Below are 23952 nucleotides of genomic sequence, written 5' to 3' on the forward strand. Positions count from 1 at the left end.
GATTAAGGCGTCACGACGATAGGCATGGGTATTTGAGAGAGATTTCTGAAGAAATTTCTGGCAGACTTGTGTAACAGGCATAGCGGGGTCCTTTACTTTTTGTTGGCGCACGAAGTAGATCATATCCAGCTATGCCTGTCTGCATTTTTGTGGGGAACCATCAGCCTGATTTCCCCCGGCCAGATCCCCCCAAATAAAACAAAAATGAATAACAAGTTAAATTAAGTTATTTAATTGCTATATGCGTGTTTTGTTATCGTCTCTACTCTCCCCCAGCCATGAGATAACACGATGAAACAGAACCTATTGGGCGCTTCTTTGCTCGCCCTGACACTGCTGCTTGCCAGCGCCGCTGCACCGGGAACCGCGTTTGCCGAGGAGGCGCCGAAAACCATCAATATCGGCTATCAAAAAGCCAATATCTTTGCCCTGTTGAAATACCGCGGCACATTGGACGAAAACTTCAAACGGCAAGGGATCGCCGTGCGCTGGGTGGAATTCCCCGCCGGCCCACAGATGCTGGAAGGCTTGAACGTCGGCAGTATCGATCTGGCCGCCACCGGCGATGCGCCGCCGACCTTTGCCCAAGCGGCAAAGGCCGATCTGGTGTATCTGGCGCACTCGCCGGCCAACCCTAAAACGGAAGCGATTGTGGTGCCGGAAAACTCGCCCATCCACAACGTGGCGGATTTGAAAGGCAAGCGCGTCGGCCTGAACAAGGGCTCAGACGTCAACTACCTGCTGGTGACCGCGCTGGAAGATGCCGGCTTAACCTATAAAGACATCACTCCCGTCTACCTGCCGCCCAGCGATGCGCGTGCCGCCTTCCAGCAGGGCGCCATCGATGCCTGGGTGATTTGGGATCCGTTCTACGCCGAGGTGGAAACCAACGCCAAAGCGCGGCTGGTAAAAAACGCAGAAGGGTTGGTACCGCATTACACTTTCTATCTGGCCAGCCGAAAATTTGCCGACACTTACCCGCATACGGCGCAACAGGTGATTAATGAACTCGCCACATTGAGCGACTGGGCCAACAAAAACCCGCAGGAAGCGGCAAAAATCTTGTCTGATTCGACCGGGCTGGACGCCGCCATTTGGGGGCGTGCGTTGGCGCGTATGCCGTTCGGCGCGCAGCGGATGACGCCAGAGGTGTTCCAGCAGCAGCAGGTACTGGCGGATAAATTCACCCAGATCGGGCTGTTGCCGGTGAAGGTTGACGTCAGCAGCGCCAAATGGTCTCAGGATCGATAAGCATCCGGCGCTCCACGTTGGGAGCGCCGATGGCTTTCAGCGGTGATTCAGCCGGCGCGACAGGCGATCGCCGAAGAATTGTAGCAGTGTGACTAACGCCACCAGCACCACAATAACCGTCAACATCACCTGGGTATCAAAGCGCTGGTAGCCATAACGATAGGCCAAATCCCCCAGCCCACCGGCACCGATGGCGCCGGCCATTGCCGAGGCGTTGATCATCGTCACCAGCGTGATGGTAAAACCGCTGACAATGCCCGGCCGCGCCTCCGGCAGCAAAACGTGCCAGACAATGTGCCAACGGTTAAACCCCATCGCCTGTGCCGCTTCAATCAGGCCATCATCCACTTCACGCAGGCTGACTTCCGCAATGCGGGCAAAAAACGGCATCGCCGCCAGCGTCAGCGGCACCGTTGCCGCCCACACGCCATACGACGTACCGACAATCATGCGGGTAAACGGGATCAAAGCGACCATCAGGATCAGAAACGGGATCGAGCGGAACAAGTTCACCAGCCAGCCCAGCACGCGGTTAAGCAACCGGCTGGGATACAGCGAGCCGCGATCGGTCACCACCAGGATCACCGCTAACGGCAGCCCCATGATCAACGCCAACAGCGAGGACACCCCCACCATCATCAGCGTTTCAACCAACCCCGCCCACAGGCGATCAAGAAGCAGCGACATAACCGAGGATCTCCACGTGATCGGCAAGCCCGGCGGGCAATGGCTGCGGCAACGGCTGCGCCACCCGCAGTAAAAGCTGGCCGATATTTTTACCCTGTACGTTTTCCAGCGAACTTTGCAGCAGCGTAATATCGCTGCCAAATGCTGCTATCAGGTGATTGAGCTGCGGCATTGCGCCGCTGCCGTTATAGCGCAGGCGGACAAGCGGGCCATAGCCGGCGGCAGGTTCCGGCCGCAGCCGCCGTTGCAGATCTTCCGGCAAGGCATCGCGATCGGGGGCCAACAGAATACGCGTGGTTTCCTGCTGCGGATTGCCGTACACCTGCCAAACAGACCCGCTTTCGACTATTTCACCGCGCTCAATCACCGCGACGCGCTGGCAAAGATCGTGGATCACATCCATTTCATGGGTGATCAGCACGATCGTAATATGCAGTTCACGGTTGATTTTTCGCAGCAGCGCCAGAATCGAGCGGGTGGTCTCAGGATCCAACGCCGACGTGGCTTCATCGCACAGCAGCAGTTCCGGATCGTGCACCAGCGCCCGGGCAATGCCGACGCGCTGTTTCTGCCCGCCGGAAAGCTGCGCCGGGTAGGCGTGTTGCCGCGCTTCCAGCCCCACCAGCGCCAGCAGCGTGTCGGTTTTCCGCCGCCGCACGGCGGCGGGCACGCCGGCAACGCGCATCGGCAATTCAATGTTTTCCCGCACGGTTTTGGCCGAAAGCAAATTGAAATGCTGGAAAATCATGCCGGTGCGCCGGCGCCAGGCCACTAGCTGCGCGTGCGTCAACGACCCCAGATCCACGCCGTCGATCACCACCTGGCCCGCCGTGGGTTCTTCCAGGCGGTTGAGCAGGCGAATCAACGTCGATTTGCCCGCCCCGCTGCGGCCGATGATGCCGAAGATCTCCCCGCGCCGAACCTGCAAATGGATATTTTTCAGCGCGTCGGTTTGTTGGCCGGGGTAACGTTTCACCACCGCCGACAGCTTCACATGCCAGTCACCCGGCCGGCGGGTTGACGCTTCGGCCCATTCAGCGGCGTTTTCCGGCATCACCAAACTGCTCATGGCTACTGGCTCCAACCGGGTTGATAAAGTTTGCCGTAGAAGCTATCCAGCTTGGCGCGCACCACGGGTGAATGCTGGTAGATATCGACAAACTTGCGCAGCCGCGGATCGTCCTGGTGGCCATCGCGGATCACAAACTGGATCACGTATTCCGGGTTTTCCAGCCCGTCGAATAACAGCGCGTTGTTGGGATCAATCGCCCCGGACAAACGCAGGTAATGCGGGTAGCCCTGCGCCAGATCCACTTCATCCAGCGAGCGCGAAAGCTGCACCGCTTCCACTTCGATGATCTTGAGCTTTTTCGGGTTTTCAACAATATCGCTCTGGGTGGATTTGATGCCGCTGCCCGGTTTCAATTTGATCAGCCCGGCTTTTTGCAGCAGCAACAGCCCGCGCCCGCCGTTGATTGGATCGTTGGCGATCGCTACCGTGCCGCCTTGCGGGATCTGATCCAGCTTGCTGTGCTTTTTCGAGTAAAGCCCGACGTTGTTAATGATGGCCGGCGCGTAAGCCACCAGGTGGAAGCCACTTTCCTGGTTGGCGTTATCCAAAAATGGCCGGTGCTGGAACAGGTTTACGTCAATATCGCCGTTTTCCAGGCTGACGTTGGGGGCGATCCAATCGCTGAATTCGATCAGTTCAACATTCAGCCCCTGCTTTTTGGCTTCTTCGACGGCGGTTTCCAGCGGCGGGGCAAACGCCGCGGTGGTGCCCACTTTCAACGGCCCGCTGTAATCGGCCGCCGCAGCGGCGTGGGCGATGCCCAATAGGGCGGCAAACAGGACATGGCGCGCACGGAATAAGGAAAATGACATGGTAAAAGCTCCAGGAGGTTAGGCAATAATGCGATCGCCGGCCGCGGCCGGTGTACGCCAACGGGCAGCAGGGTGGCTTGCCGGCAGGCAATCCTGCTGCTGAAAAAGTTTTTTTCTGAACGAGCCGGCGGCATAGGCGGTTTTATAACGGCCGCGGGCCTGCAGTTCAGGGATCACCAGATCGATAAAATCGGTATAGCTTTGCGGGTTGAGGATGCGGGTCAGATTGAAGCCATCGATACCGGCCTGGTCTACCCACTGCAGCAGGTTGTCCGCCACCTGCTGCGGATCGCCGACGATCAGCGGGTAGCGCCCACCCAACGCATGCTGTTCCAGCAAGCGCCTCTTGGTCCAGCCGCTGTAAGTGTTGGATACCGATTCGATCGCCCGCGTTGGCCCGCCGGCAACCGGCTCATCGAGGGCAAAACGGGAAAAATCAATGCCGGTCGAGCTGGAAAAGTGCGCCAGCCCCGCTTCCGGGCTGGCGTAACGCAGATATTCCTGATGCTTTTCCTGCGCCTCGCGCGCCGTGGGGGCGACGATCACGCTGATGCCCATGAAGATTTTCAGATCTTCCGCCGCCCGCCCGGCCTCGACCACGGCGGCCCGCAGCTTATCAACCTGCGCCTTCATGGCCGCCGGCGTGGCGCCGTTAACAAAGGTGCATTCCGCATGACGGGCGGCAAAACGGATGCCACGCGCCGAAGCGCCGGCCTGGAACAGCAGCGGCGTGCGCTGCGGCGAAGGTGAAGACAGGTGGTAGCCCTCTACCTGGTAAAATTCCCCGCGGTGGCGGATTTGATGAATTTTATCGGCAGCGGCATAGATACGCCGCTGCTTGTCGGCCAGCACCGCATCATCCTGCCAACTGCCTTCCCACAGTTGATACGCCACGTCCAGGAACTCATCGGCCTGATCGTAGCGGCGATCGTGGGCCACCAACTGTTGCTGGCCCATGGCCCGCGCCGCGCTGTCCAGATAGCCAGTGACGATGTTCCACCCTACCCGCCCCTGGCTAAGATGATCCAGGGTGGAAAAGCGGCGCGCGAATAAATACGGCGATTCATAGCTGACGTTGGCCGTTAAGCCAAAGCCCAGGTGCTGCGTCACGCTCGCCATCGCCGATACCAGCAGCAGCGGATCGTTAACCGGCAGTTGAATAGCTTCACGCGCGGTTAAATCAATGCCGTTTTGATAAACGTCATACACCCCCAGAATATCGGCGATAAACAGGCCGTCGAACAGCCCGCGCTCCAGCAGGCGAGCCAGATCGAGCCAATATTCCAGGCGATTGAACGCCACCGAGCGGTCCTGCGGATGCGTCCACATGCCGTGATGAATATGCCCGACACAGTTCATGTTGAACGCATTGAGCAGAATTTCTTTGTTCGCGCTTAGGCTCATAGCGTCCCCCGCCGCGCGGGCAGCACACCGTTGAGCACGTAATTGCCGATCGCCGGGAATTTCCAGCGCACCGGATCGTGCAGCGTGTGGGTGCGGGCATTGCGCCAGTGGCGATCCAATTGGTACTCCTGCAGCGTGGCGCGCGTGCCGGACAGTTCGAACAGCAAATTCGCCGCCGCCAGAGAGAGCTCCGTGGTCCAGGCGCGGGCTTTGGCAACCTCAACAGACGCCAGCGCCACCGTTTCGGCATCGCTGTGCTGCTGGGCGGCATCTACCGCGTCCCCCGCCAGCGCCAGCAACGCTTCGCCGGCCTGCAAGCGCGCCGCCAACCGGCCGAGGCGATCCAGCGTCAGCGGATCGTCGCCGGCTTTTTCTACCCCGGCATCCGGCCATGGCCGCGAGCGCTCGCGCACGAACGCCAGCAGATCCTGGAACGCGGCCCGGGCGATCCCTTGATCAATCGCCGCATGCAGGATCTGGGCGAACGGGCCAACGGCCGTCGGGCGCTCAAACGCCGCCTGGAACGGCACGATGTCCTGCTCATCAACGTTGCAACGTTCAAAGATTACCGTGCCGCTGCCGGTGGTTCGCTGGCCAAAGCCCGACCAGTCGTCGATCACCTGCACACCGGCCGCCCGGCGCGGCACGAATACCAGTTGTTCACTCCCCTGCTCGTTGTAGGCGGCGGTAGGAATGCGATCGGCAAACAGCGCGCCGGTAGCGTAAAATTTGCGCCCCTCCAGCAACCAGTTCTCCTGTTGGCGGTAGACGCGCGTGGTGCGTTGGTGTGCCGCCGGCGCCTGAAACTCGGCCAACGCATTGCCAAAATGCGCCCCGGCCAACACTTCGGCGTACAGCCGCTGTTTTTGCGCTTCGCTGCCGTTAACCCGCAGCACCTCCAGCGCATAAAAATGGTTTTGCGGTACCTGGCCGATCGAAGCATCCGCCTCGCTCAGGGTGGTCATCAGCTTCGCCAGCTCTGAGGTCGGCAAAGCTATCCCGCCATAGGCCCGCGGCACGGTCACCGCGCCAAGCCCAGAGCGAAACAGGGTGCGCAGTTCATCAACCGGCAGTTGCCGTTGGCGATCGCGCTCGCCCGCGCCGCGGCGAAACTGCTGCGCCAGTTGCCCGGCCACCTGGTGCGCCGCTTCCGCGCTGTCGATCCGTGTTGCCTGTTCGCCAGTATCAGGTTGATATGTCATCGCAATCTCCTTAAATCCAGGCGTGGCGCACCGGGAATTGCCCATTCAGGTAATAGTTGCCGATAGCATGGTTTTTCCAGCGCACCGGATCGTGCAGGGTGTGGGTGCGGGCGTTGCGCCAGTGGCGATCGAGCCCATGTTCCAGCAGGGTGCCGCGGCTGCCGGCCCACTCCAGCAGTTTTTCGCTTGCCAGCAAGGCCACCTCGGTGGTCAACACTTTAGCTTCGGCAACGGCGATTGACGCACTGGCCGCATCGGCCGCCGTCAGGTTGGCCGGATCGAGCGCGTCCAGCAGGCGCGCGGCACGCAGCAACAGCGCATTCGCCGCGGTCAGTTCCATACTTACCCGGCCGATATCCGCCACCAGGTAGGGATCCTCCGCGTTGCTGCTTACCCCCGCATCCACCCAGGGGCGCGAGCGGGCGCGCACAAATTCGCAGGCTTCATCCAACGCGCCCTGCGCAATTCCGGCGTCAATCGCGGCTTGGATCAACTGTGATACCGGCCCGCGCAGGGAGGGTTTTTCAGTATCCGGCTGCGGAATCACCAACGCCGGATCCACCGGCGTATCACGCAGGCGCACGGTGCCGCTGGCCGTGGTGCGCTGCCCCATGCCGGACCAGTCATCAATAATCTCCAGCCCCGGCGCCAGGCGCGGGATAAACGCCATCACCGCCTGGCCGGCATCGTTTAACGCCGTGGTCACCACGATATCGGCGAACAGCGCCCCGGTGGAATAAAACTTATCGCCGGTCAGTTGCAGCCCCTGCGGCGTTTGCCGCAAACGCGCTTGCACTTCCCGCGTATGGCGGGTGTTTTTTTCCGGCCCGCCGTTGCCTAAACGCTGCCCGGCGACAATGCGTTCAAACAGATAACGTTGTTGTTCTGCCGTGCCTTCATCAAGAATAAATTGAATAATGCCGAAATGATTTTGCGGTATTTGGCCAAGGGCCGGATCAACGGCGGAAATTAAACGGAAAACTTCAGCTACCGTGGTATAAGACAAACCGCCGCCGCCCCATTTGCGCGGCACGGAAATAGATCCCAGCCCGCTAAAGGTGAAAAGGGCCAACAGCTCCGCCGGGTATATGCGCTCACGATCGCGCAGCGCCGCCTCTTTGCGCGCCGCCTGGGCAACCGCCTGTGCAGCCTGCAGCGCCTCCTGCTCGGTTGTGATAACGCGGGCAATAGCAGTATCACCATGCTCAGGCATGATTATTCCTCTGATTAGGGTAGAAGCATTACGGGAATTACCGCTAAGGGCAGTAATTCATTAAAAGGTAAAATATATGTGATTGAGTCGATAATAATAACCGGCCCAACCAGAAGTAAAGGGAAGTCATTATTAGAATAATGGCAAAGGTTAGCGAATTATTTAATATAGCTGGCTAGCATTGTCTATTTACTTTACTAAGCCCAGCCCCGCATGGGGTATACTGTATCCTTGTTAACCGTATGGCGCGTTTTATCATGACTTCCCTCGTCTTTAGCAAATATCACGGGCTTGGCAACGATTATCTGGTCTGCCATCGTGACGCTCGATCCTGACTGCCTGCTCCCCGGCCTGCTGGCGCTCTATCCAGCGGCGAGCACCTTTTCACACCGGACATTTCCCTTTTGGCAAAATTGGATCATGATTAAAACAGGCTGCGCCCCCTTCCCTGTCCGGTTGCACTTGCCTCGCCGGCATAAGCGCACCGCTGGCACTCGCCTATCCGGCGCCGGCTAAAGGCCGGTTTGCCCCCTTCCACCAACCGGGATATTGGCCCATGACGAAAAAAACCACCCTTCTGCAATTTTTCCATTGGTATTACCCCGACGGCGGCAAACTTTGGCACGAGGCGGCCGAGCGTGCGGCGCAGATAGCCGAACTTGGCATTACCGATGTTTGGCTGCCGCCGGCCTATAAAGGGGCGAGCGGCGGCTACTCGGTGGGCTACGACACCTATGATCTGTTCGATCTGGGGGAGTTTGACCAGAAAGGCAGCACGGCCACTAAATATGGCGATAAAGCAGCCCTGCTCAACGCCACGGCGGCGTTGCGCGATAACGGCCTGCGCGTGATCTATGACGTGGTGTTCAATCATAAAATCGGCGCCGATGAAAAAGAGCAGGTGCACGTTTACCGGGTGGACGCGAACGATCGCAATAATATCGATGATGAAGGGCTGGATGCGCTGGCCTATACCCGTTTTACCTTTCCGGGGCGCCAGGGGCAGTATTCAAAATTCATCTGGGATTATAAATGCTTCAGTGGCGTTGATTATATTGAGCAGCCGGATGAAAAAGGCATTTTCAAAATCGCCAACGACTACGGCGACGAAGGCTGGAACGTGCAGGTTGACGATGAAAAAGGCAATTTTGACTACCTGATGGGCGCCGACGTGGAATTCCGCAATAGCGCCGTGGTGGAAGAGTTGAAATATTGGGGGCGCTGGCTGATGGAAACGCTGCCGTGCGATGGCTTCCGGCTGGACGCCGTCAAGCATATCCCCGCCTGGTTTTTCAATGACTGGGCCGAGCACGTGCGTGCCGCTGCCGAACGCGATCTGTTCATCGTGGCGGAGTATTGGTCGCCTGATCTGGATGCGCTGCAACAATATATCGACCTGGTGAAAGGCCAAATCATGCTGTTCGATGTGGGGCTGCACCTGAAATTCCACCTGGCGTCGCAGCAGGGCGATGAGTTTGATATGGCGAGCATCTTCGCCGATACCCTGGTCGCCAGCGATCCCGCCCACGCCGTCACCTTTGTCGCCAACCACGACACCCAGCCGCTTCAGTCCCTGGAGGCGCCGGTGGCCCCGTGGTTCAAACCGCTGGCCTATGCGCTGGTGCTGCTGCGTGAGCAAGGCGTGCCCTGCGTGTTCTATCCCGATTTGTACGGCGCCAGTTATAAGGACCAGGGGGACGACGGCGGTGAGTACCAGATAGACCTGCCGGTTATTCCCGAGCTGGCGCAGTTGATCGCCGCGCGCCAACGCTTTAGCAACGGCTCACAAACCGATTATTTTGACGATAAGCACTGTATCGCCTTCAGCCGCAGCGGCACCGAGCAGGCCCCGGGCTGTGTGGTGGTGCTGACCAATGGCGCAGAAACCGGGAAAGCCGTCGGCCTGGGCGAAGCCCTCGCCAACACAACCTGGCGTGATTTTCTCGGCCACCGTGAAGAGGAGATTGTGACTGACGAGCACGGCAATGCTACGTTCACAGTTAACGGCGGCAGCGTTAGCGTTTGGATTTTGGCCGAAAATTTGTAATGCTGGCGTGTACAGACTGGTAACGGCGGGAAACTACTTTGGCGCTTTCCGGTCTAAATCACGCTGTTGACAGCAGTAACCCATTCACACCGGAGCCTAAATAGGGTACAAGGCTGCATGAAAATACCAAAACGACTCCAGCCATTGGTTGATGATGGTTTAATTGATGACGTCATCCGCCGCTTGAAAAGCGGCAAAGAGGCCGATGTGTTTATCGTGCGCTGTGGCGATGAGATCCGCTGCGCCAAAGTGTACAAAGAAGCAGAAAAACGCAATTTCAAGCAGGCCGTGCACTACCAGGAAGGCCGCAAGGTGCGCAACAGCCGCAACGCGCGCGCCATGAGCAAAGGCTCGCGCTTTGGCCGCCAACAGCTTGAAGAAGCCTGGCAAAACACAGAGGTAGACGCACTCTATCTGCTGGCGAAAGCAGGCGTGCGCGTGCCGCAGCCGGATATTTGCCTAGACGGCGTGCTGCTGATGGAGCTGATCACCGACGAAGAAGGCATGGTGGCGCCGCGCCTGAGCGATATTACGCTGGAGCCGCAGCAGGCGCTGGCCGATCACGCGTTGATGATGAACTACGCCGTCCGCATGCTGTGCGCCGGGCTGGTTCACGGCGATCTGTCGGAATTCAACGTATTAATGGATAAAGACGGCCCGGTGATTATCGACTTGCCGCAGGTGGTCGATGCGGCGGCCAACAACCATGCCAAAAACATGTTCGAACGCGACATTAATAATATGACGCAATACTACGGCCAATTTGCGCCGCAGCTGCTTGGCAGCCAATACGCCAAGGAAATTTGGGCGTTGTATCAGGAAGGCAACCTGACGCCGGAGAGTGAACTGAGCGGCTACGTGGCCGAAGATAATAAGCGCGCCGATATTGGCGCCGTACTGGAAGAAATTCAGGCTGCCCACGATGAGCACCAAAGGCTGCAACTGGCCCGGCAAGAAAATAATCAGTAAAAAAACACCCTGTCTTTACACAGGGTATTTTTTTATAAGTATGTCAGCAAGCGGTTACGCTAACGAAACATCCGGCTGTTTAGTAATACGGTTACGCAAATCACGGCGCACAATTTCAATCGACCAGAACCAGAATACATGGCCGATAAATTCATTATCAGGCTCGCCTCCCCAACTGGCGCCAGCGCGGCAGCCCGAACATATTAACCGCCATGCCGCACAGCACCAGCAGCGCGCCGGCGGCTTGCAGCGCCGACAATGCTTCCCCCACAATCGCCCAGGCGCCAATCAAGCCGACCAACGGCACCAACAGTGCCAGCGGCGCCACACGCCAGGTTTCGTAGCGCGCCAACAGATTGCCCCACACTGAATAGCCGAACAGCGTGGCGGCAAAGGCCAGATACAGCACCACCAAGACACTGCTTAATTGTGGGTGAACCAGGCTGGCGACAACCTGCAAGCGATCGTCAAATAGCCAACTACATGCCAAAAACGGTAACACCGGGATCAAGGCGCTCCATACCACCAACGGCAGGACACCCGGCTGCGGAAACGCCGCCATAATTTTTTTGTTGGCCATATTGCCCAGCGCCCAGGAAAACGCAGCGCCAAGCGTCAGTAACAAGCCGGCCAGCGGCACGGCGCTGCTGCCCAGTTGGTGGCGCAGGCTAGCGAGGGCCAGCAATAGCATCCCCGCACAGGCAACAACGATACCGGCCAGGTGATTGGCACGCAGTTTATCCCCCATCAGCACCATCCCCAGCAGCAGGGTAAAGAACACCTGGGCCTGGATCACCAGCGAAGCCAACCCGGCCGGCATCCCCAGCTTAATCGCAAGAAACAGCAGCGCGAACTGACCAAAGCTCATGGTCAGGCCATAATAAACCAGCCACGTCCAAGGCAATTTGGGGCGAGGAATAAAGAAGATTGCCGGTACCCCGACCAGCAAAAAACGTAGACCGGCCAGCAGAAACGGCGGCACACCCTGTAGCCCGTATTTGATCACGACGAAATTCATGCCCCAGATAACTACAACCAACAGCGCCAGCAACCGATCGCGTAACGTCATGTTCCCCCACCATTCCTGATTAATACACCTCATCTCAGCCTACAGTGAAATGCCGTGGGGCAATACATACAGATCTGTGCAATCTTCAGCAACACAGGCAGTGAGCAAAACTCAAACCGCACCCGCACTATCCCGCAGGCGCACTATGGTATTATGTTCGCCAGAGGTTTTACTCAGCCCCACGCCTTCAAGGCGCACCGGCCGGCTTTTTTCTGTGCTGTTACTCTGCCTGATTTGAGTTACAGGAAAGCCAGTGCGCATACGGCTTGAAGGGTGACCAACATATTCAACCAATGGATCCGCTATGGCATATATCCCGAAAAACTACGCGAAGCTGGAAATGGGCTACCGCGAAAAAGCGCTGAAACTGTTCCCCTGGGTGTGCGGGCGCTGTTCACGTGAGTTTGTTTACTCCAACCTGCGTGAGCTGACAGTGCACCACATCGATCACGATCACAGTAATAATCCGGAAGACGGCAGCAACTGGGAAATGCTGTGCCTGTATTGCCATGACCACGAACATGAAAAATACACGCAGGCGGATTTATACGGCACCACGGTCGTGGCCGGGGAAGATGCGCAAAAAGACGTGGGCATGGCCACGCACAACCCGTTCGCCAACCTGAAAGCCATGATGAAAAAATAACGCCGGCGAAACATCGCTCGGCGTGATTGCCGGTTGCAACCGCACCGGCAATAAGTTACCAACCCAATAAGTTACTAGCTTAATAAGCCAATAACTTATCACTTCTGTTTTCCCGGAACATTCCTACTTACCCGCCGGGCGCTTTGCCAGCAAAATACCGGCTCAGGCCAATGAAATCGCAGCTTGGCAAGCGCCAATCGTTAAGGCATATTGTTAAAGGTAGCGCTTATTAGCCTGTTTAATTATCAACCTATCAAGCAACTAACTTAATAAGTTATCAGCTTAACAATTTAAGAGATGGCAGCATGATTGTTTTGATTGGCTCCCAAAAGGGCGGCGTCGGGAAATCGACAAAGGCAGTAAATATTGCCGGTTACTTAATTCTCAAGCAGGGCAAAACGGCGATCATCGTTGATGCCGACGACCAGAAATCGATCATGACCTGGTACAACGATCGGCAAAACGTCGGTGGCCTGCCGCATATCCCTGTCGTTGCCGCTTCAGGAAAAATCAAAGAAACCCTGCTGGAATTGGATCGCCATTACGACTACGTGATTGTCGATACCGCCGGGCGGGACAGCGCCGAATTGCGTTCCGGCCTGTTGGCGGCTGATTTGTTCCTCTCCCCGCTGCGCCCTTCGCAGATGGACCTGGATACCATCGGCTACCTTTCGGAAATGTTCTCTACCGCGCAGGAATATAATGAGAAGGTGAAAGGCTACATTGTGTTGAACATGTGCCCGACCAACATCTTCATCAATGAAGCCAATGAAGCGGCGGAAGTGTTAAGCGAATACCCGGAATTTATGCTGGTGAGCAACCGCCTGTGCGATCGCAAAATCTACCGCGATGCCTGGGGCGAGGCGATCACTATTCACGAAGCCAATAATGAAAAAGCGCAAAATGAGATTGAAAGCCTGGTCAAGGAAGTCATCTTATGAAAAAACGCACGCCAACCCAACGCATGACGGAAGATGAGTTTATCAACAGCGCCACATCGCATACGCTGGCGGTTCCTGCGGTTGAAAGCAAACCGCAGGGGCGTAAACGCACTTATAAAGCCATCTCGGTTAGCCTGACCGACAGCCATGTTGAGATGATTGACGAAATTATCATGCTGGCGGCGCGCAACGGTATTGTGCGCGTTACCCGTTCTGACGTGATTAAGCTGGCGATTGACGGTTTTGCGGGCAACAACGAAGCACAGCTGTTGGCATTGCTGAAAGCGCGCAGTTAACTTATTAAGCTATTAGCTAAGTAAGCTAATAGCTATGCTGTACGGCCCCTCACCCCAGCCCTCTCCCCAAGGGAGAGGGGGCAGATTGTGCCCGCAAGTAGGCCCTGCCCCTTATCCATTCACCAAAGCCGCAGCGAGCGCCGGGCTATCCCCTCCCCCAAGGGAGAGGGAACAGATTGTGCCCACCAATAAATTCACCAAAACCGCGGCAAGCGCCGGGCTATCCCCTCTCCCACTGGGAGAGGGTTAGGGTGAGGGAAAAGAGCAAAGCTTATTGCAGGGTAAAACTCTGCTGCTGCAGATTATCGGAATCCAGGCCCACAAACACAGCAAACTGACCGGGCTCGGCGCCCCACTTCAGGCTGGCATTATAAAATTTGAGATCGTCTTCGGTGATGGGCAATTCAACCCGCTGCGACTCACCGGCCTTCAACATCACCTTTTTAAAATTACGCAGTTCCTTCACCGGGCGGCTGACCGATGCGGCCACATCCTGCACATATAGCTGTACGATCGTAGCACCGTCATACTTGCCGGTATTTTTCAGCGTTACGCTGGCGGTGATCTTGCCGTTGCGCGCCATCTGTGAGCCAGACAGCTTCAGATCCGTCAGGCTGAAGGTGGTATAGCTCAAGCCATAGCCGAACGGATACAGCGGCCCATTCGGCGAATCAAAGTAGCGCGAAGTATACTTGTCCGGCTTCTCAGGGTTAAACGGCCGGCCGGTATTCAGATGGTTGTAGTACAGCGGGATCTGCCCGACGGAACGCGGGAAAGTCATCGGCAGCTTGCCCGAAGGGTTATAATCGCCGAACAGCACGTCGGCTATCGCATTACCGCCCTCGGTGCCGCTAAACCAGGTTTCCAACATGGCATCGGCCTGTTGGCTTTCCCAGCTTAGCGCCAACGGGCGGCCATTCATCAGCACCAGCACCAGGGGCTTGCCGGTGGCCTTCAGGGCGGCGATCAGATCGCGCTGGCTCTGCGGGATCGTAATGTCGGCACGGCTGGATGCTTCATGCGCCATCCCCTGCGATTCCCCGACGACGGCCACGATCACATCGGCCTGCCGGGCCGCCGCCAGCGCTTCATCTATCATTTGCTGCGGCGGACGATTATCAAACACTACCGCCGGCTCATACAAATTCAGATAATCAATGATGCTTTTATCCTGGGTAATATTCGCGCCTTTGGCATACAGAATTTTTGCCTTATCGCCCACCGCATTTTGCAAGCCGGCGCGCAGGGTGATCGACTGCTTGACTACCCCGGCCGCCGACCAACTGCCCATCACGTCACGCTGGCTGTCGGCCAACGGCCCGATAAGGGCAATAGTGCCCTGTTTGCGCAGCGGCAGTGTCTGGCGATCGTTCTTCAACAACACCATGGTAGTTCGCGCCACTTCACGGGCTTCGGCCCGGTGCAGGCGGCTTTCAGCGTTGGTATCCTTTGGATCGCTGCCGACCGGACCAAGGTGCGCATAAGGATCATTAAACAGCCCCATGGCATATTTGGTATTCAGCACATTGCGGCAGGCGCGATCGATATCGCTTTCTTTCACCAGGCCCGCTTTCACCAGCCCCGGCAGATATTTATCGTAGAACTCATCGCTCATGCTCATATCCACGCCGGAGGTGATCGCCAGGCGCACCGCATCACGCGCATCCATCGCCACGCCGTGCTTGATAAGCTCTTTGATGGCGCCGTGATCGCTGATGGTGATCCCGCCGAAACTCCACTGGTTGCGCAGTAAATCCTTCAACAGCCACGGGTTCGCCGTGGCGGGTATGCCGTTAATCGAATTGAGCGACACCATCACCCCGCCGCTGCCGGCATCGATCGCCGCCCGGTAAGGCGGCAGATAGTCCTGATACATCCGCAGCGGGCTCATGTCGACGGTGTTGTAATCACGCCCGCCTTCCGTAGCGCCATACAGCGCAAAATGCTTGACGCTGGCCATCACCGCCCCCGGTTTGGCCGGATCGCCATTTTGCAGATTATCCACCATCAGCCAGGCAATCTTTGACACCAGCCAAGTGTCTTCGCCAAAGCCTTCCGACACCCTGCCCCAGCGCGGATCGCGCGTGATATCCACCATCGGCGCAAACGTCATGTTCAGGCCGTCGTCGCTGGCTTCCATGGCGGCGATACGGGCGCTCCGGGCGATAGCCTGCGTATCAAAACTGGCCGCCAGCCCCAGGCTTATCGGGAAGATGGTTCGCTGCCCGTGTACAACGTCATAGGCAAAGAAAAGGGGAATTTTCAGGCGGCTGAGTTGCATCGCCTGATCCTGCATCACCCGGATATCCGGCCGGGTCACCGTATTGAAAATCGCGCCAATCTGCCCTTTGCGGATCCCTTCCCGAATCGCTTCTTTCGGGTTATCCGGCCCCACGCTAATTAAACGCAACTGGCCGATTTTCTCTTCCAGCGTCATTTGCCCCATCAGTTTGGCAATAAATGCATCACGCTGTTGAACATTGATTCCTTGCGTTGCGCCCGTTCCTTGCGCAAATGCCGGGCTGATGGACAGACCGGCTAACACACTCACCACACAGAGCCATTTCATATTGTTATCTCAGGCGACTACCGCCGCTACCAGCGAGCAGAATGATTGATCGACGTGAAGAAATAGTTTGCCACAGGCCTTTTCGCGGCATAAACAATTAGTGGGAATAATGTTTACAAAGCATTACCGGCGTGAGCGGAGCGATATTGCGCCTGGCGTTCACGGCTGCTTTGCGCCTCGCGGCTTAACCACCCCACCAATGCCGCCAGCGCGGCCGGTATCACTGCTCTTTCAGGATAGACCAGATAATACGCGGCGCCACTGACCACGCTCACGGGAAACGGCATCACGATGCGGCCGGCCTGAAGATCGTCTTCCAGCAGGCAGGGATCGCCGATGGCGATACCGAACCCTTGCAGCGCGGCGCTCATCGCCAGATCAAGGGTATCGAAATGCTGTGCTTTGGCCGCCGGCAGCCCTTCTTGCCCGGCGGCCTTCAGCCAACGCAGCCAGTCACAGCGATCGCGCGTGGGGTGCAACAGGATTTTCCCCGCCAAATCCGCCAGCGTGGGAGCACGGCCCAAACCGGCCAAATAAGACGGCGTGCAGACCGGCGTAAGGACCTCGTCAAACAGCAGATGTGCCGCCAGCCGCTTGCCCGGCGGCGGCCCGAACACCACCGCGGCGTCAAAACTCTCGGTGCTGAAATCCAGCCCGTGCGAAACCGCAGCGGTTAATTCGATGTGCATTTCAGGCCGTTCATTCTGCAAACGAATAATGCGCGGCAATACCCAGCGCATGGCACAGGTCGGGCATTTGATACGCAGGGTACCGGGCTGCGCGCTGACGCTGACCAGCGCTTCCTCCAGTTGCCCCAGCGCCTGTTGCACCGGCGCCAGCAGCTTCGCCCCTTGCGGCGTGAGCGCCAGGCCGCGCGCGCGCCGGCTGAACAGCGGATAGCCCAACTGCCGCTCCAGCCCCAGAATCTGGCGGCTGACGGCCCCCTGGGTCAGGTGTAATGCGTTGGCGGCATGGGTAAAATTCAGCCGCTGCGCCACCACGACAAAGGTTTTCAATACATCAAGCGACGGCAGTGATGACTGCATAACGGCTCCCGTAAGCCATGATCTGAATGCATGGCAAGTATGACAAAGTTTCCCTTGTTCGCCCAAAGGTTTCTGATGCCTAATCAAACAATCGCCCATGCTTAAACAGGAGTCCCTCATGCAGAGCGCCTGCTCACAACGTTCAAAACTACCGGACGTTGGCACCACTATTTTTACCGTGATCGGCCAGCTTAGCGCTGAACATCAGGCTCTTAACCTGTCGCAGGGCGCACCGAATTTCGCCTGCGCGCCCGAACTGACCGAAGCCGTGGCGCAAGCCATGCGCGCGGGTCATAACCAGTATGCGCCGATGAGCGGCGTGGCGGCATTGCGCGCAGCGCTGGCGGCAAAGATTGAAAAATTATATGGCGCCCGCTATCACCCCGATGATGAAATCACGGTGATCGCCAGCGCCAGCGAAGGGTTATATTCCTCCATTAGCGCGCTGGTGCACCCAGGCGATGAGGTGATCTACTTCGAGCCGGCGTTTGACAGCTATGCCCCGATCGTGCGCCTGCAGGGCGCCACGCCGGTGGCGATCGCGCTTTCGCTGGAAGATTTTCACATTGATTGGGATCAAGTGGCCGCCGCCATCAACGGCAACACGCGCATGATCATTATCAACAGCCCGCACAACCCCAGCGGCAACGTGCTGAATGAACATGACATTGAACGGTTGATCGCACTGACGCGCAATACTGATATCATGATCCTGTCCGACGAGGTTTATGAACACGTGGTGTTCGACGGCCAACTTCACCACAGCATGGCGCGCCACCCGCAGTTGGCCGAACGCAGCGTGGTGGTTTCTTCCTTTGGCAAAACCTACCACGTCACTGGCTGGCGCGTGGGTTACTGCATGGCGCCGGCCGCGCTGATGGATGAGATTCGTAAAGTGCACCAGTTTATGGTGTTCTCGGCCGACACCCCGATGCAATATGCCTTTGCCGCGGCGCTGGCCGATGCGCAAAGCTATCTGGGGCTGGCTGCGTTTTACCAGCAAAAGCGCGATCTGCTGGCCAACGCGCTGAAAGATTCGCGCTTTGAACTGCTGCCAAGCCGTGGAAGCTTCTTTATGCTGGCGCGTTTTAGCGGTTTCAGCAATGAAAGCGATAACGACTTTGCGGTGCGCCTGATCCGCGAAGCCAAAGTCGCGACCATTCCGCTGTCGGCGTTTTACAGCAACGGCACGGACACCGGCATCATTCGGTTAAGCTTCTCCAAAGATAACGATACCCTGCTCGAAGGCGCCCGCCGCCTGTGCCAGGTATAATCCATTGCACGCTGACTACGGGAAATAACACAGATGAAAAACTCACTGAAAATGCTGATTGCCGCCGGCTGCCTGCTGGCAAGCGGCGCGACCCTGGGCGCGGAACAGAGCATGCGTTTTGGCCTGGAGGCATTGTATCCGCCGTTCGAATCAAAGTCCGCCAGCGGGCAGTTGGAAGGCTTCGATATTGATTTGGGCAACGCGGTGTGCGCGGCAGCGAAACTGAAATGCAGCTGGGTGGAGGCATCGTTTGACAGCCTGATCCCGGCGCTGCAGGCCCGTAAATTCGACGTTATCAATTCGGCGATGAACATCACCCAGCAGCGCAAACAGGCGATTGATTTCACTAATCCCATCTACCAAGTGCCGAACCGCCTGATTGCCAAAGCGGACAGCGGCCTGAAGCCAGATGCACAGTCGCTGGCCGGTAAAAGCGTCGGCGTGTTGCAAGGCTCAATCCAGGAGAGCTACGCCAAGGTGCACTGGGCGCCGAAAGGGGTGAACGTGGTTTCTTATCAGGATCAAAACCAGGTTTATCTGGATCTGACCGCCGGCCGCCTTGACGCCACCTTGATCATGGCGCCTGCAGGCCAGGGCGGTTTCCTCGATCGGCCGGATGGCAAAGGGTTTGCGTTCGTTGGCGATACGGTGCACGACGAGAAGATCTTCGGCGAAGGCATCGCCTTCGGCCTGCGTAAAGGCGATGACGCGCTGCGCAACAAACTGAACGCCGCCATTACCGAGGTTCAGCAGCAGGGCACGGTCAATACGCTGGCGAAGAAGTATTTTGGCGATATTGATGTGACGGTGAAGTAACTACCCCTCACCCTAACCCTCTCCCACAGGGAGAGGGTACGGAATGTGCATGCATTGCCTTCAGAGAACGGCCCCTCACCCTGGCGCTTTCCCATAGGGAGAGGGGGCTGAATGTGCACGCATTACCTTCAGAGAACGGCCCCTCATCCCGGCCCTTTCCCATAGGGAGAGGGAACTGAATGTGCACGCATTACCTTCAGAGAACGGCCCCTCATCCCGGCCCTTTCCCATAGGGAGAGGGAACTGAATGTGCACATATCATCTTTGGGAGTGGGTACTCCCCAGCCCGCAGGATAACGCTTTACGGATAACAACACCTGAACGCCTCCCTCTCCCGGTGGGAGAGGGTTGGGGTGAGGGTACTAACTGCGCTCGAACACCGAGCTTTGCAATGCGCGATCCTGCTGATGGCGTTCCAGCGCCAGCTCGATCAACGTCGTAATCAATTGGGTATAACTCACGCCGCTGGCGCCCCACAGCTTAGGGTACATACTGATATTAGTGAACCCCGGCAACGTATTAATTTCATTAACAATCACGTTGTTATCCGGCGTCAGGAACACATCGACGCGCGCCATGCCCGTGCAGTCCAGCGCACGAAACGCCTTCAACGCCACATCGCGGATTTTATCGCTGGCCTCGGATGAAATCGCCGCCGGCACCATCACCTGCGCGCCCTGCTCATTGATGTACTTGGTGTCGTAAGAGTAAAACTCATCGCTCAGCACAATTTCACCGCATACGCTGGCCTGCGGCTCATCATTGCCCAGCACAGCGCATTCGATCTCACGGCCGACGATGGCGGATTCCACCAGCACCTTGTGATCGAAGCTGAACGCCAGCGCCACCGCCTGCTCAAACTCTGCCTGGTTTTTCACTTTGCTAACACCGACCGAAGAGCCCTGGTTAGCCGGCTTGATAAACATCGGCAGGCCCAGGCTATCACTCAGTTGTTCAAAGCTGAATTTGCCGCGGTTACTGCGCGTTAAGGTCACAAACGGCGCCACGGCCAGCCCAGCATCACGCAGCAGGCGTTTGGTGACGTCTTTATCCATGCTGACCGCAGAGCCAAGCACCCCAGCCCCGACGAACGGAATATTGGCCATACGCAACAGCCCTTGCAACGAGCCATCTTCGCCCAGCGTGCCGTGCACGATCGGGAACACCACATCAAGCTGGGTCAGTGCGCCGGCGCTACCGGCTTCGATTAACTGCTGCTTTTCCTGGCCCGGGATCAGCGCAACGTTTTTATTGGAGTGGTTGAGTGCGATCAACGCCGGGTTTTCCGCATGCAGCAGATAGTTGGACGCATCATTGATATGCCATTGCCCTTGCTTATCGATCCCCAACAGCGTGACGTCGAATTTCTCTTTGTCGATGGCATCCACAATGTTTTTTGCCGATTGCAACGAAACCTCATGCTCCGCCGATTTACCGCCAAAAATCACCCCAACACGTAATTTAGCCACGCCTGCAATCCTTCTGAAAAGTCATGTAAAAAGCTGTAATCACAATAAACGCAATGCCCGGCATCGGCAATCATTGGCTGCGCAATTATCACGGCAAAACCGGTGGCCGGCGGCAAAGCGGCTAAAATAGCGACGAGCCGCACGATATTGTAAACGGATTGTACAAATGTAACATTCCACCGCGCCGTTGACACAACTCTTTGCTATGCTCAACCCTGTCATTTGCGAAGGCACTTCCAGCATGGAAAGTTTCCGTGCCGCCGCCGCGCTCAGCGCCAATGAATGGTACCCATCCCGGCCACTCATCCTTCCGCCAGCGGGCGTTGCGCACGCGGGCCAACTCTCGCACAACACAGAACCACGTGGCCGGTCGCCTGACCACGCCGGCGTTGCACCTATCAGCCAATGCAGCGCCGCCACAGCCCCAAACGCTTGTTATCAATACTGAGAGCGGGGATTTGGGACAACATTGTATGTCACAGGGAGTATGCATCATGCAGTCCGCAAGTCAGGAAAATCAGGAATTAATCAAACAACTGAAAAATATTGTCGGCAGCGCCCAGGTGCTTACCGGCGAGCGCGACACCGAACGCTATCGTAAAGGGTTCCGCTCCGGCGGCGGCAACGCACTGGCGGTGGTGTTTCCCAACCGCCTGTTGCACATCTGGCAGATCCTGCAGGCCTGCGTCGCCGCAGACAAAATCGTCATCATGCAAGCCGCCAACACCGGCCTGACCGAAGGTTCAACGCCAAGCGGCGATGATTACGATCGTGACATCGTGATCATCAGCACCCTACGCCTGGATCATATCCAGGTGCTGGACAACGGCAAACAGGTCATCAGCTTCCCCGGCGGCACCCTGTACAAACTGGAAAAAGTGCTCAAGCCCTATGGCCGTGAACCGCATTCGGTCATTGGTTCTTCCTGTATCGGCGCTTCGGTGGTGGGCGGTGTGTGCAACAACTCCGGCGGCTCACTGGTTAAACGCGGGCCAGCCTATACCGAAATGGCGCTGTTCGCCCAACTGGATGCTGATGGGCAACTGCGGCTGGTCAACCACCTTGGCATCAAACTGGGCAACACGCCGGAAGAAATTCTGACCAGGCTTGAGCAAGGCGACTACCGCCCGGAAGACGTGGAACACAGCGGCCATCAGGCTTCCGATCACGAATATGCCCAGCGGGTGCGCGATGTGGATGCCGATACCCCTTCCCGTTTCAACGCGGATAAGCGCCGGCTGTACGAGGCCTCCGGCTGCGCTGGCAAGCTGGCGGTATTCGCCGTGCGGTTGGACACCTTCGAAAAGGAAAACCAGCAGCAGGTGTTCTACATTGGCACCAACCATACCGAAGTGCTGACCGAGCTGCGCCGCCACATTTTAAGCCAGTTCAGCAACCTGCCGGTGGCCGGTGAATATATGCACCGCGATATTTTCGATATTGCCGAAGTGTATGGCAAAGACACCTTTATCATGATCGACAAACTCGGCACCGATCAAATGCCGCGCTTCTTTACCCTGAAGGGGCGGCTGGACGCCAGTTTCAACAAGTTGCCGCTGCTGCCGCACAATCTGACCGATCGGGTGATGCAGGGGCTGAGCCACCTGGTGCCCAACCACCTGCCGAAACGGATGAAGGAATACCGCGATCGTTTCGAACACCATCTGTTGCTGAAAATGTCTGGGGCGGGCATAGAGGAAGCGCACGCTTACTTGAAAACCTATTTCGCCCAGGCCGAGGGGGATTTTTTCGTCTGCACAGAGGAAGAAGGCAAGAAAGCCTTTCTACACCGTTTCGCTGCCGCCGGGGCGGCGGTGCGCTACCATGCCGTCCACGCCAATGAAGTGGAAAATATTCTGCCGTTGGACATCGCCTTGCGCCGTAACGATACCGAATGGTTTGAAACCCTGCCGCCGGAGATCGACAGCCAACTGGTACACAAGCTGTATTACGGCCACTTTATGTGCCACGTATTCCATCAGGATTACGTCGTGAAGAAAGGGGTGGATACCCACCGGCTGAAAGAGCAAATGCTGGCGCTGCTTGATAAGCGTGGCGCAGAATACCCGGCCGAGCACAACGTCGGCCACCTGTACCACGCCAAACCGGCGCTGAAGGCCTTTTACCAGGCCGCCGACCCAACCAATAGCTTTAATCCGGGCATAGGCAAAACCAGCAAGCTGAAAAACTGGCAGGGCGACGGCCACTAAGCCGGCCCCGGCACAGACCCCGGCAAACCCGCCGGGGCGTACTACAACGCCAAGGTCAGAACAACCACGAACCATACCCCCACAACACCACCGTCAGGCCAAGCATCAGCTCAAGCACCAGAATCCCAATGGCGAAGGTGGAGCTTGAGAAGATAAACCCTTCCTGGCTATCAATATTCAGGAAATGCGGAATGCCCAGATACAACAGGTAGCCGGAATAGCACAGCCCGATAATACCGACAAACAAACACAGCCATACCATTGGGTACAGGGCGACCACACCGCTAAGGAACATCGGTGTCGCTACGTAGCCGGCAAACACCATGCAGCGGTGCAGGCTTGGGCGTGAATCATAACGCCGCGCCATCCAGTGAATCACCTGCCCCATCACCGCCACGCCCGCCAGCATCAACACATAAAACAGCAACGCGGCAAATAACGCCGCCGGGATGCTCAGCCGTATGGCGTGCCCGCCGCCGGAAAGCCACCCCAATTGGGTGGTGCCGATAAAGGCGCAAATCACCGGAATCGCGGCCAGTAACAGCACGTGATGTGTATAGAGGTGCGCGATCGACTCGTTCTCGCGTTTTATCTGTTTGAATTCGGTAGCGGGATGCGCCAGCAACCCCCAAACATGATTGACCATAATCCTCTCCCCCATTTTGCCGCAGTATGCCCGCGGTGGGTGACCCACCCGGCCATGAAATGGCTTCGCTTAATCGCCGGCATCAGTACAAATTATAGCCAATCAATCACCAATCGCACGCCTCGCCGCCGTTGTTTTATACTCGTCATCCTTCAAGTTGCAGGTGCGTTGGCTTGGTTACTCGGCCTATATGGACGCTCCGATAATGCCAATGTTTTTTTCTGAAAACGTGAACAGGTATTGCAGCCATATATCCGGTTTCTTTCGGGGTCTTGCTGTGACCCGAACCATGATGAAATCCGCCAGGTGAGCGC

The 23952-nt window shown here is 57.3% G+C and carries 20 protein-coding genes; 9 read left to right on the forward strand and 11 right to left on the reverse strand.

Going from position 1 to position 23952, the window contains the following annotated elements; translation table 11 throughout:
• The first annotated feature begins 291 nt into the window (after positions 1 to 291).
• Positions 292 to 1251: a sulfonate ABC transporter substrate-binding protein gene (locus AC559G_RS18325; protein WP_279028877.1), complete on the forward strand. Its 960-nt coding sequence runs from the start codon at positions 292 to 294 to the stop codon at positions 1249 to 1251.
• A gap of 36 nt (positions 1252 to 1287) precedes the next feature.
• Here the strand turns inward: AC559G_RS18325 and AC559G_RS18330 are convergent, their stop codons facing one another.
• Genes AC559G_RS18330 through AC559G_RS18355 form a run of 6 tightly spaced genes read right to left on the reverse strand, consistent with a single transcriptional unit; the run spans position 1288 to position 7641 of the window.
• Entirely contained in the window at positions 1288 to 1938 is a 651-nt protein-coding gene (locus AC559G_RS18330) for a methionine ABC transporter permease (RefSeq protein WP_095845333.1), read from the reverse strand.
• Positions 1922 to 3007 (reverse strand): methionine ABC transporter ATP-binding protein, encoded by a 1086-nt coding sequence (locus tag AC559G_RS18335; RefSeq protein WP_498913722.1) that lies wholly within the window; start codon positions 3005 to 3007, stop codon positions 1922 to 1924. Before AC559G_RS18335 ends, AC559G_RS18330 begins: the two co-directional genes overlap by 17 nt.
• 2 nt (positions 3008 to 3009) lie before the next feature.
• Positions 3010 to 3822 (reverse strand): MetQ/NlpA family ABC transporter substrate-binding protein, encoded by an 813-nt coding sequence (locus tag AC559G_RS18340; protein WP_121552946.1) that lies wholly within the window; start codon positions 3820 to 3822, stop codon positions 3010 to 3012.
• 18 nt (positions 3823 to 3840) lie between these two features.
• Complete coding sequence (locus AC559G_RS18345; protein ID WP_498913725.1) at positions 3841 to 5226, reverse strand: LLM class flavin-dependent oxidoreductase; 1386 nt, start codon at positions 5224 to 5226, stop codon at positions 3841 to 3843.
• The gene (locus AC559G_RS18350; protein WP_498913727.1) at positions 5223 to 6428 is read right to left on the reverse strand and encodes an acyl-CoA dehydrogenase; all 1206 of its coding nucleotides are present in this window, start codon (positions 6426 to 6428) and stop codon (positions 5223 to 5225) included. Before AC559G_RS18350 ends, AC559G_RS18345 begins: the two co-directional genes overlap by 4 nt.
• Positions 6429 to 6438: 10 nt before the next feature.
• Entirely contained in the window at positions 6439 to 7641 is a 1203-nt protein-coding gene (locus AC559G_RS18355; protein WP_498913729.1) for an acyl-CoA dehydrogenase, read from the reverse strand.
• Positions 7642 to 8197: 556 nt separating this feature from the next.
• Here AC559G_RS18355 and amyA point away from each other — a divergent pair.
• Together amyA and AC559G_RS18365 are read left to right on the forward strand one after the other, a co-directional pair.
• Positions 8198 to 9688, forward strand: coding sequence for an alpha-amylase (gene amyA / locus AC559G_RS18360; RefSeq protein WP_498913731.1), 1491 nt, complete (start codon positions 8198 to 8200; stop codon positions 9686 to 9688).
• Between the two features lie 117 nt (positions 9689 to 9805).
• Entirely contained in the window at positions 9806 to 10657 is an 852-nt protein-coding gene (locus AC559G_RS18365) for a PA4780 family RIO1-like protein kinase (RefSeq protein WP_498913732.1), read from the forward strand.
• 157 nt (positions 10658 to 10814) lie between these two features.
• Here the strand turns inward: AC559G_RS18365 and AC559G_RS18370 are convergent, their stop codons facing one another.
• Entirely contained in the window at positions 10815 to 11726 is a 912-nt protein-coding gene (locus tag AC559G_RS18370; protein ID WP_498913734.1) for an EamA family transporter, read from the reverse strand.
• Positions 11727 to 12030: 304 nt separating this feature from the next.
• Between AC559G_RS18370 and yajD the strand changes: the two genes are divergently transcribed.
• From yajD to AC559G_RS18385, 3 genes are all read left to right on the forward strand, one after another.
• Entirely contained in the window at positions 12031 to 12372 is a 342-nt protein-coding gene (gene yajD / locus AC559G_RS18375) for an HNH nuclease YajD (RefSeq protein ID WP_279028819.1), read from the forward strand.
• Between the two features lie 305 nt (positions 12373 to 12677).
• Complete coding sequence (locus tag AC559G_RS18380; protein ID WP_498913736.1) at positions 12678 to 13313, forward strand: ParA family partition ATPase; 636 nt, start codon at positions 12678 to 12680, stop codon at positions 13311 to 13313.
• Positions 13310 to 13609: a hypothetical protein gene (locus tag AC559G_RS18385; protein ID WP_498913738.1), complete on the forward strand. Its 300-nt coding sequence runs from the start codon at positions 13310 to 13312 to the stop codon at positions 13607 to 13609. Before AC559G_RS18380 ends, AC559G_RS18385 begins: the two co-directional genes overlap by 4 nt.
• Before the next feature lie 271 nt (positions 13610 to 13880).
• On the opposite strand, the gene bglX is transcribed toward AC559G_RS18385, so the two are convergent.
• Both bglX and AC559G_RS18395 read right to left on the reverse strand, forming a co-directional pair.
• The gene (bglX, locus tag AC559G_RS18390) at positions 13881 to 16178 is read right to left on the reverse strand and encodes a beta-glucosidase (protein ID WP_498913740.1); all 2298 of its coding nucleotides are present in this window, start codon (positions 16176 to 16178) and stop codon (positions 13881 to 13883) included.
• Positions 16179 to 16291: 113 nt separating this feature from the next.
• Complete coding sequence (locus AC559G_RS18395) at positions 16292 to 17224, reverse strand: LysR family transcriptional regulator (RefSeq protein WP_498913744.1); 933 nt, start codon at positions 17222 to 17224, stop codon at positions 16292 to 16294.
• 118 nt (positions 17225 to 17342) lie between these two features.
• On the opposite strand from AC559G_RS18395, the gene AC559G_RS18400 reads away from it, so the two are divergent.
• Together AC559G_RS18400 and AC559G_RS18405 are read left to right on the forward strand one after the other, a co-directional pair.
• Positions 17343 to 18497 carry a methionine aminotransferase gene (locus AC559G_RS18400; protein WP_498913746.1) on the forward strand — a complete coding sequence of 385 codons (1155 nt, stop codon included), beginning with the start codon at positions 17343 to 17345 and terminating at the stop codon, positions 18495 to 18497.
• Positions 18498 to 18530: 33 nt separating this feature from the next.
• Positions 18531 to 19313 (forward strand): ABC transporter substrate-binding protein, encoded by a 783-nt coding sequence (locus AC559G_RS18405; protein ID WP_498913747.1) that lies wholly within the window; start codon positions 18531 to 18533, stop codon positions 19311 to 19313.
• A 362-nt stretch (positions 19314 to 19675) separates the two neighbouring features.
• On the opposite strand, the gene ddlA is transcribed toward AC559G_RS18405, so the two are convergent.
• Positions 19676 to 20782 (reverse strand): D-alanine--D-alanine ligase family protein, encoded by a 1107-nt coding sequence (ddlA, locus tag AC559G_RS18410; RefSeq protein ID WP_498913748.1) that lies wholly within the window; start codon positions 20780 to 20782, stop codon positions 19676 to 19678.
• Between the two features lie 494 nt (positions 20783 to 21276).
• Between ddlA and dld the strand changes: the two genes are divergently transcribed.
• Complete coding sequence (dld, locus tag AC559G_RS18415) at positions 21277 to 22992, forward strand: D-lactate dehydrogenase (protein WP_438599411.1); 1716 nt, start codon at positions 21277 to 21279, stop codon at positions 22990 to 22992.
• 55 nt (positions 22993 to 23047) lie between these two features.
• Here the strand turns inward: dld and AC559G_RS18420 are convergent, their stop codons facing one another.
• Positions 23048 to 23638, reverse strand: a complete 591-nt coding sequence (locus tag AC559G_RS18420) for a Yip1 family protein (protein ID WP_498913750.1) — start codon at positions 23636 to 23638, stop codon at positions 23048 to 23050.
• Between the last annotated feature and the right edge of the window lie 314 nt (positions 23639 to 23952).

The organism is Gibbsiella greigii, assembly GCF_039540155.1.
Lineage (GTDB): Bacteria > Pseudomonadota > Gammaproteobacteria > Enterobacterales > Enterobacteriaceae > Gibbsiella > Gibbsiella quercinecans.

Bases quoted from the DNA above. Each gene is read 5' to 3' on its own strand.
- AC559G_RS18325 (WP_279028877.1), top strand. From the start codon at position 292: ATGAAACAGAACCTATTGGGCGCTTCTTTGCTCGCCCTGACACTGCTG.
- AC559G_RS18345 (WP_498913725.1), bottom strand. From the start codon at position 5,226: ATGAGCCTAAGCGCGAACAAAGAAATTCTGCTCAATGCGTTCAACATG.
- AC559G_RS18340 (WP_121552946.1), bottom strand. From the start codon at position 3,822: ATGTCATTTTCCTTATTCCGTGCGCGCCATGTCCTGTTTGCCGCCCTA.
- AC559G_RS18400 (WP_498913746.1), top strand. From the start codon at position 17,343: ATGCAGAGCGCCTGCTCACAACGTTCAAAACTACCGGACGTTGGCACC.
- yajD (WP_279028819.1), top strand. From the start codon at position 12,031: ATGGCATATATCCCGAAAAACTACGCGAAGCTGGAAATGGGCTACCGC.
- AC559G_RS18380 (WP_498913736.1), top strand. From the start codon at position 12,678: ATGATTGTTTTGATTGGCTCCCAAAAGGGCGGCGTCGGGAAATCGACA.
- AC559G_RS18330 (WP_095845333.1), bottom strand. From the start codon at position 1,938: ATGTCGCTGCTTCTTGATCGCCTGTGGGCGGGGTTGGTTGAAACGCTG.
- AC559G_RS18385 (WP_498913738.1), top strand. From the start codon at position 13,310: ATGAAAAAACGCACGCCAACCCAACGCATGACGGAAGATGAGTTTATC.
- bglX (WP_498913740.1), bottom strand. From the start codon at position 16,178: ATGAAATGGCTCTGTGTGGTGAGTGTGTTAGCCGGTCTGTCCATCAGC.
- AC559G_RS18405 (WP_498913747.1), top strand. From the start codon at position 18,531: ATGAAAAACTCACTGAAAATGCTGATTGCCGCCGGCTGCCTGCTGGCA.
- dld (WP_438599411.1), top strand. From the start codon at position 21,277: ATGCAGTCCGCAAGTCAGGAAAATCAGGAATTAATCAAACAACTGAAA.
- AC559G_RS18420 (WP_498913750.1), bottom strand. From the start codon at position 23,638: ATGGTCAATCATGTTTGGGGGTTGCTGGCGCATCCCGCTACCGAATTC.
- amyA (WP_498913731.1), top strand. From the start codon at position 8,198: ATGACGAAAAAAACCACCCTTCTGCAATTTTTCCATTGGTATTACCCC.
- AC559G_RS18350 (WP_498913727.1), bottom strand. From the start codon at position 6,428: ATGACATATCAACCTGATACTGGCGAACAGGCAACACGGATCGACAGC.
- AC559G_RS18355 (WP_498913729.1), bottom strand. From the start codon at position 7,641: ATGCCTGAGCATGGTGATACTGCTATTGCCCGCGTTATCACAACCGAG.
- AC559G_RS18335 (WP_498913722.1), bottom strand. From the start codon at position 3,007: ATGAGCAGTTTGGTGATGCCGGAAAACGCCGCTGAATGGGCCGAAGCG.
- AC559G_RS18365 (WP_498913732.1), top strand. From the start codon at position 9,806: ATGAAAATACCAAAACGACTCCAGCCATTGGTTGATGATGGTTTAATT.
- AC559G_RS18395 (WP_498913744.1), bottom strand. From the start codon at position 17,224: ATGCAGTCATCACTGCCGTCGCTTGATGTATTGAAAACCTTTGTCGTG.
- AC559G_RS18370 (WP_498913734.1), bottom strand. From the start codon at position 11,726: ATGACGTTACGCGATCGGTTGCTGGCGCTGTTGGTTGTAGTTATCTGG.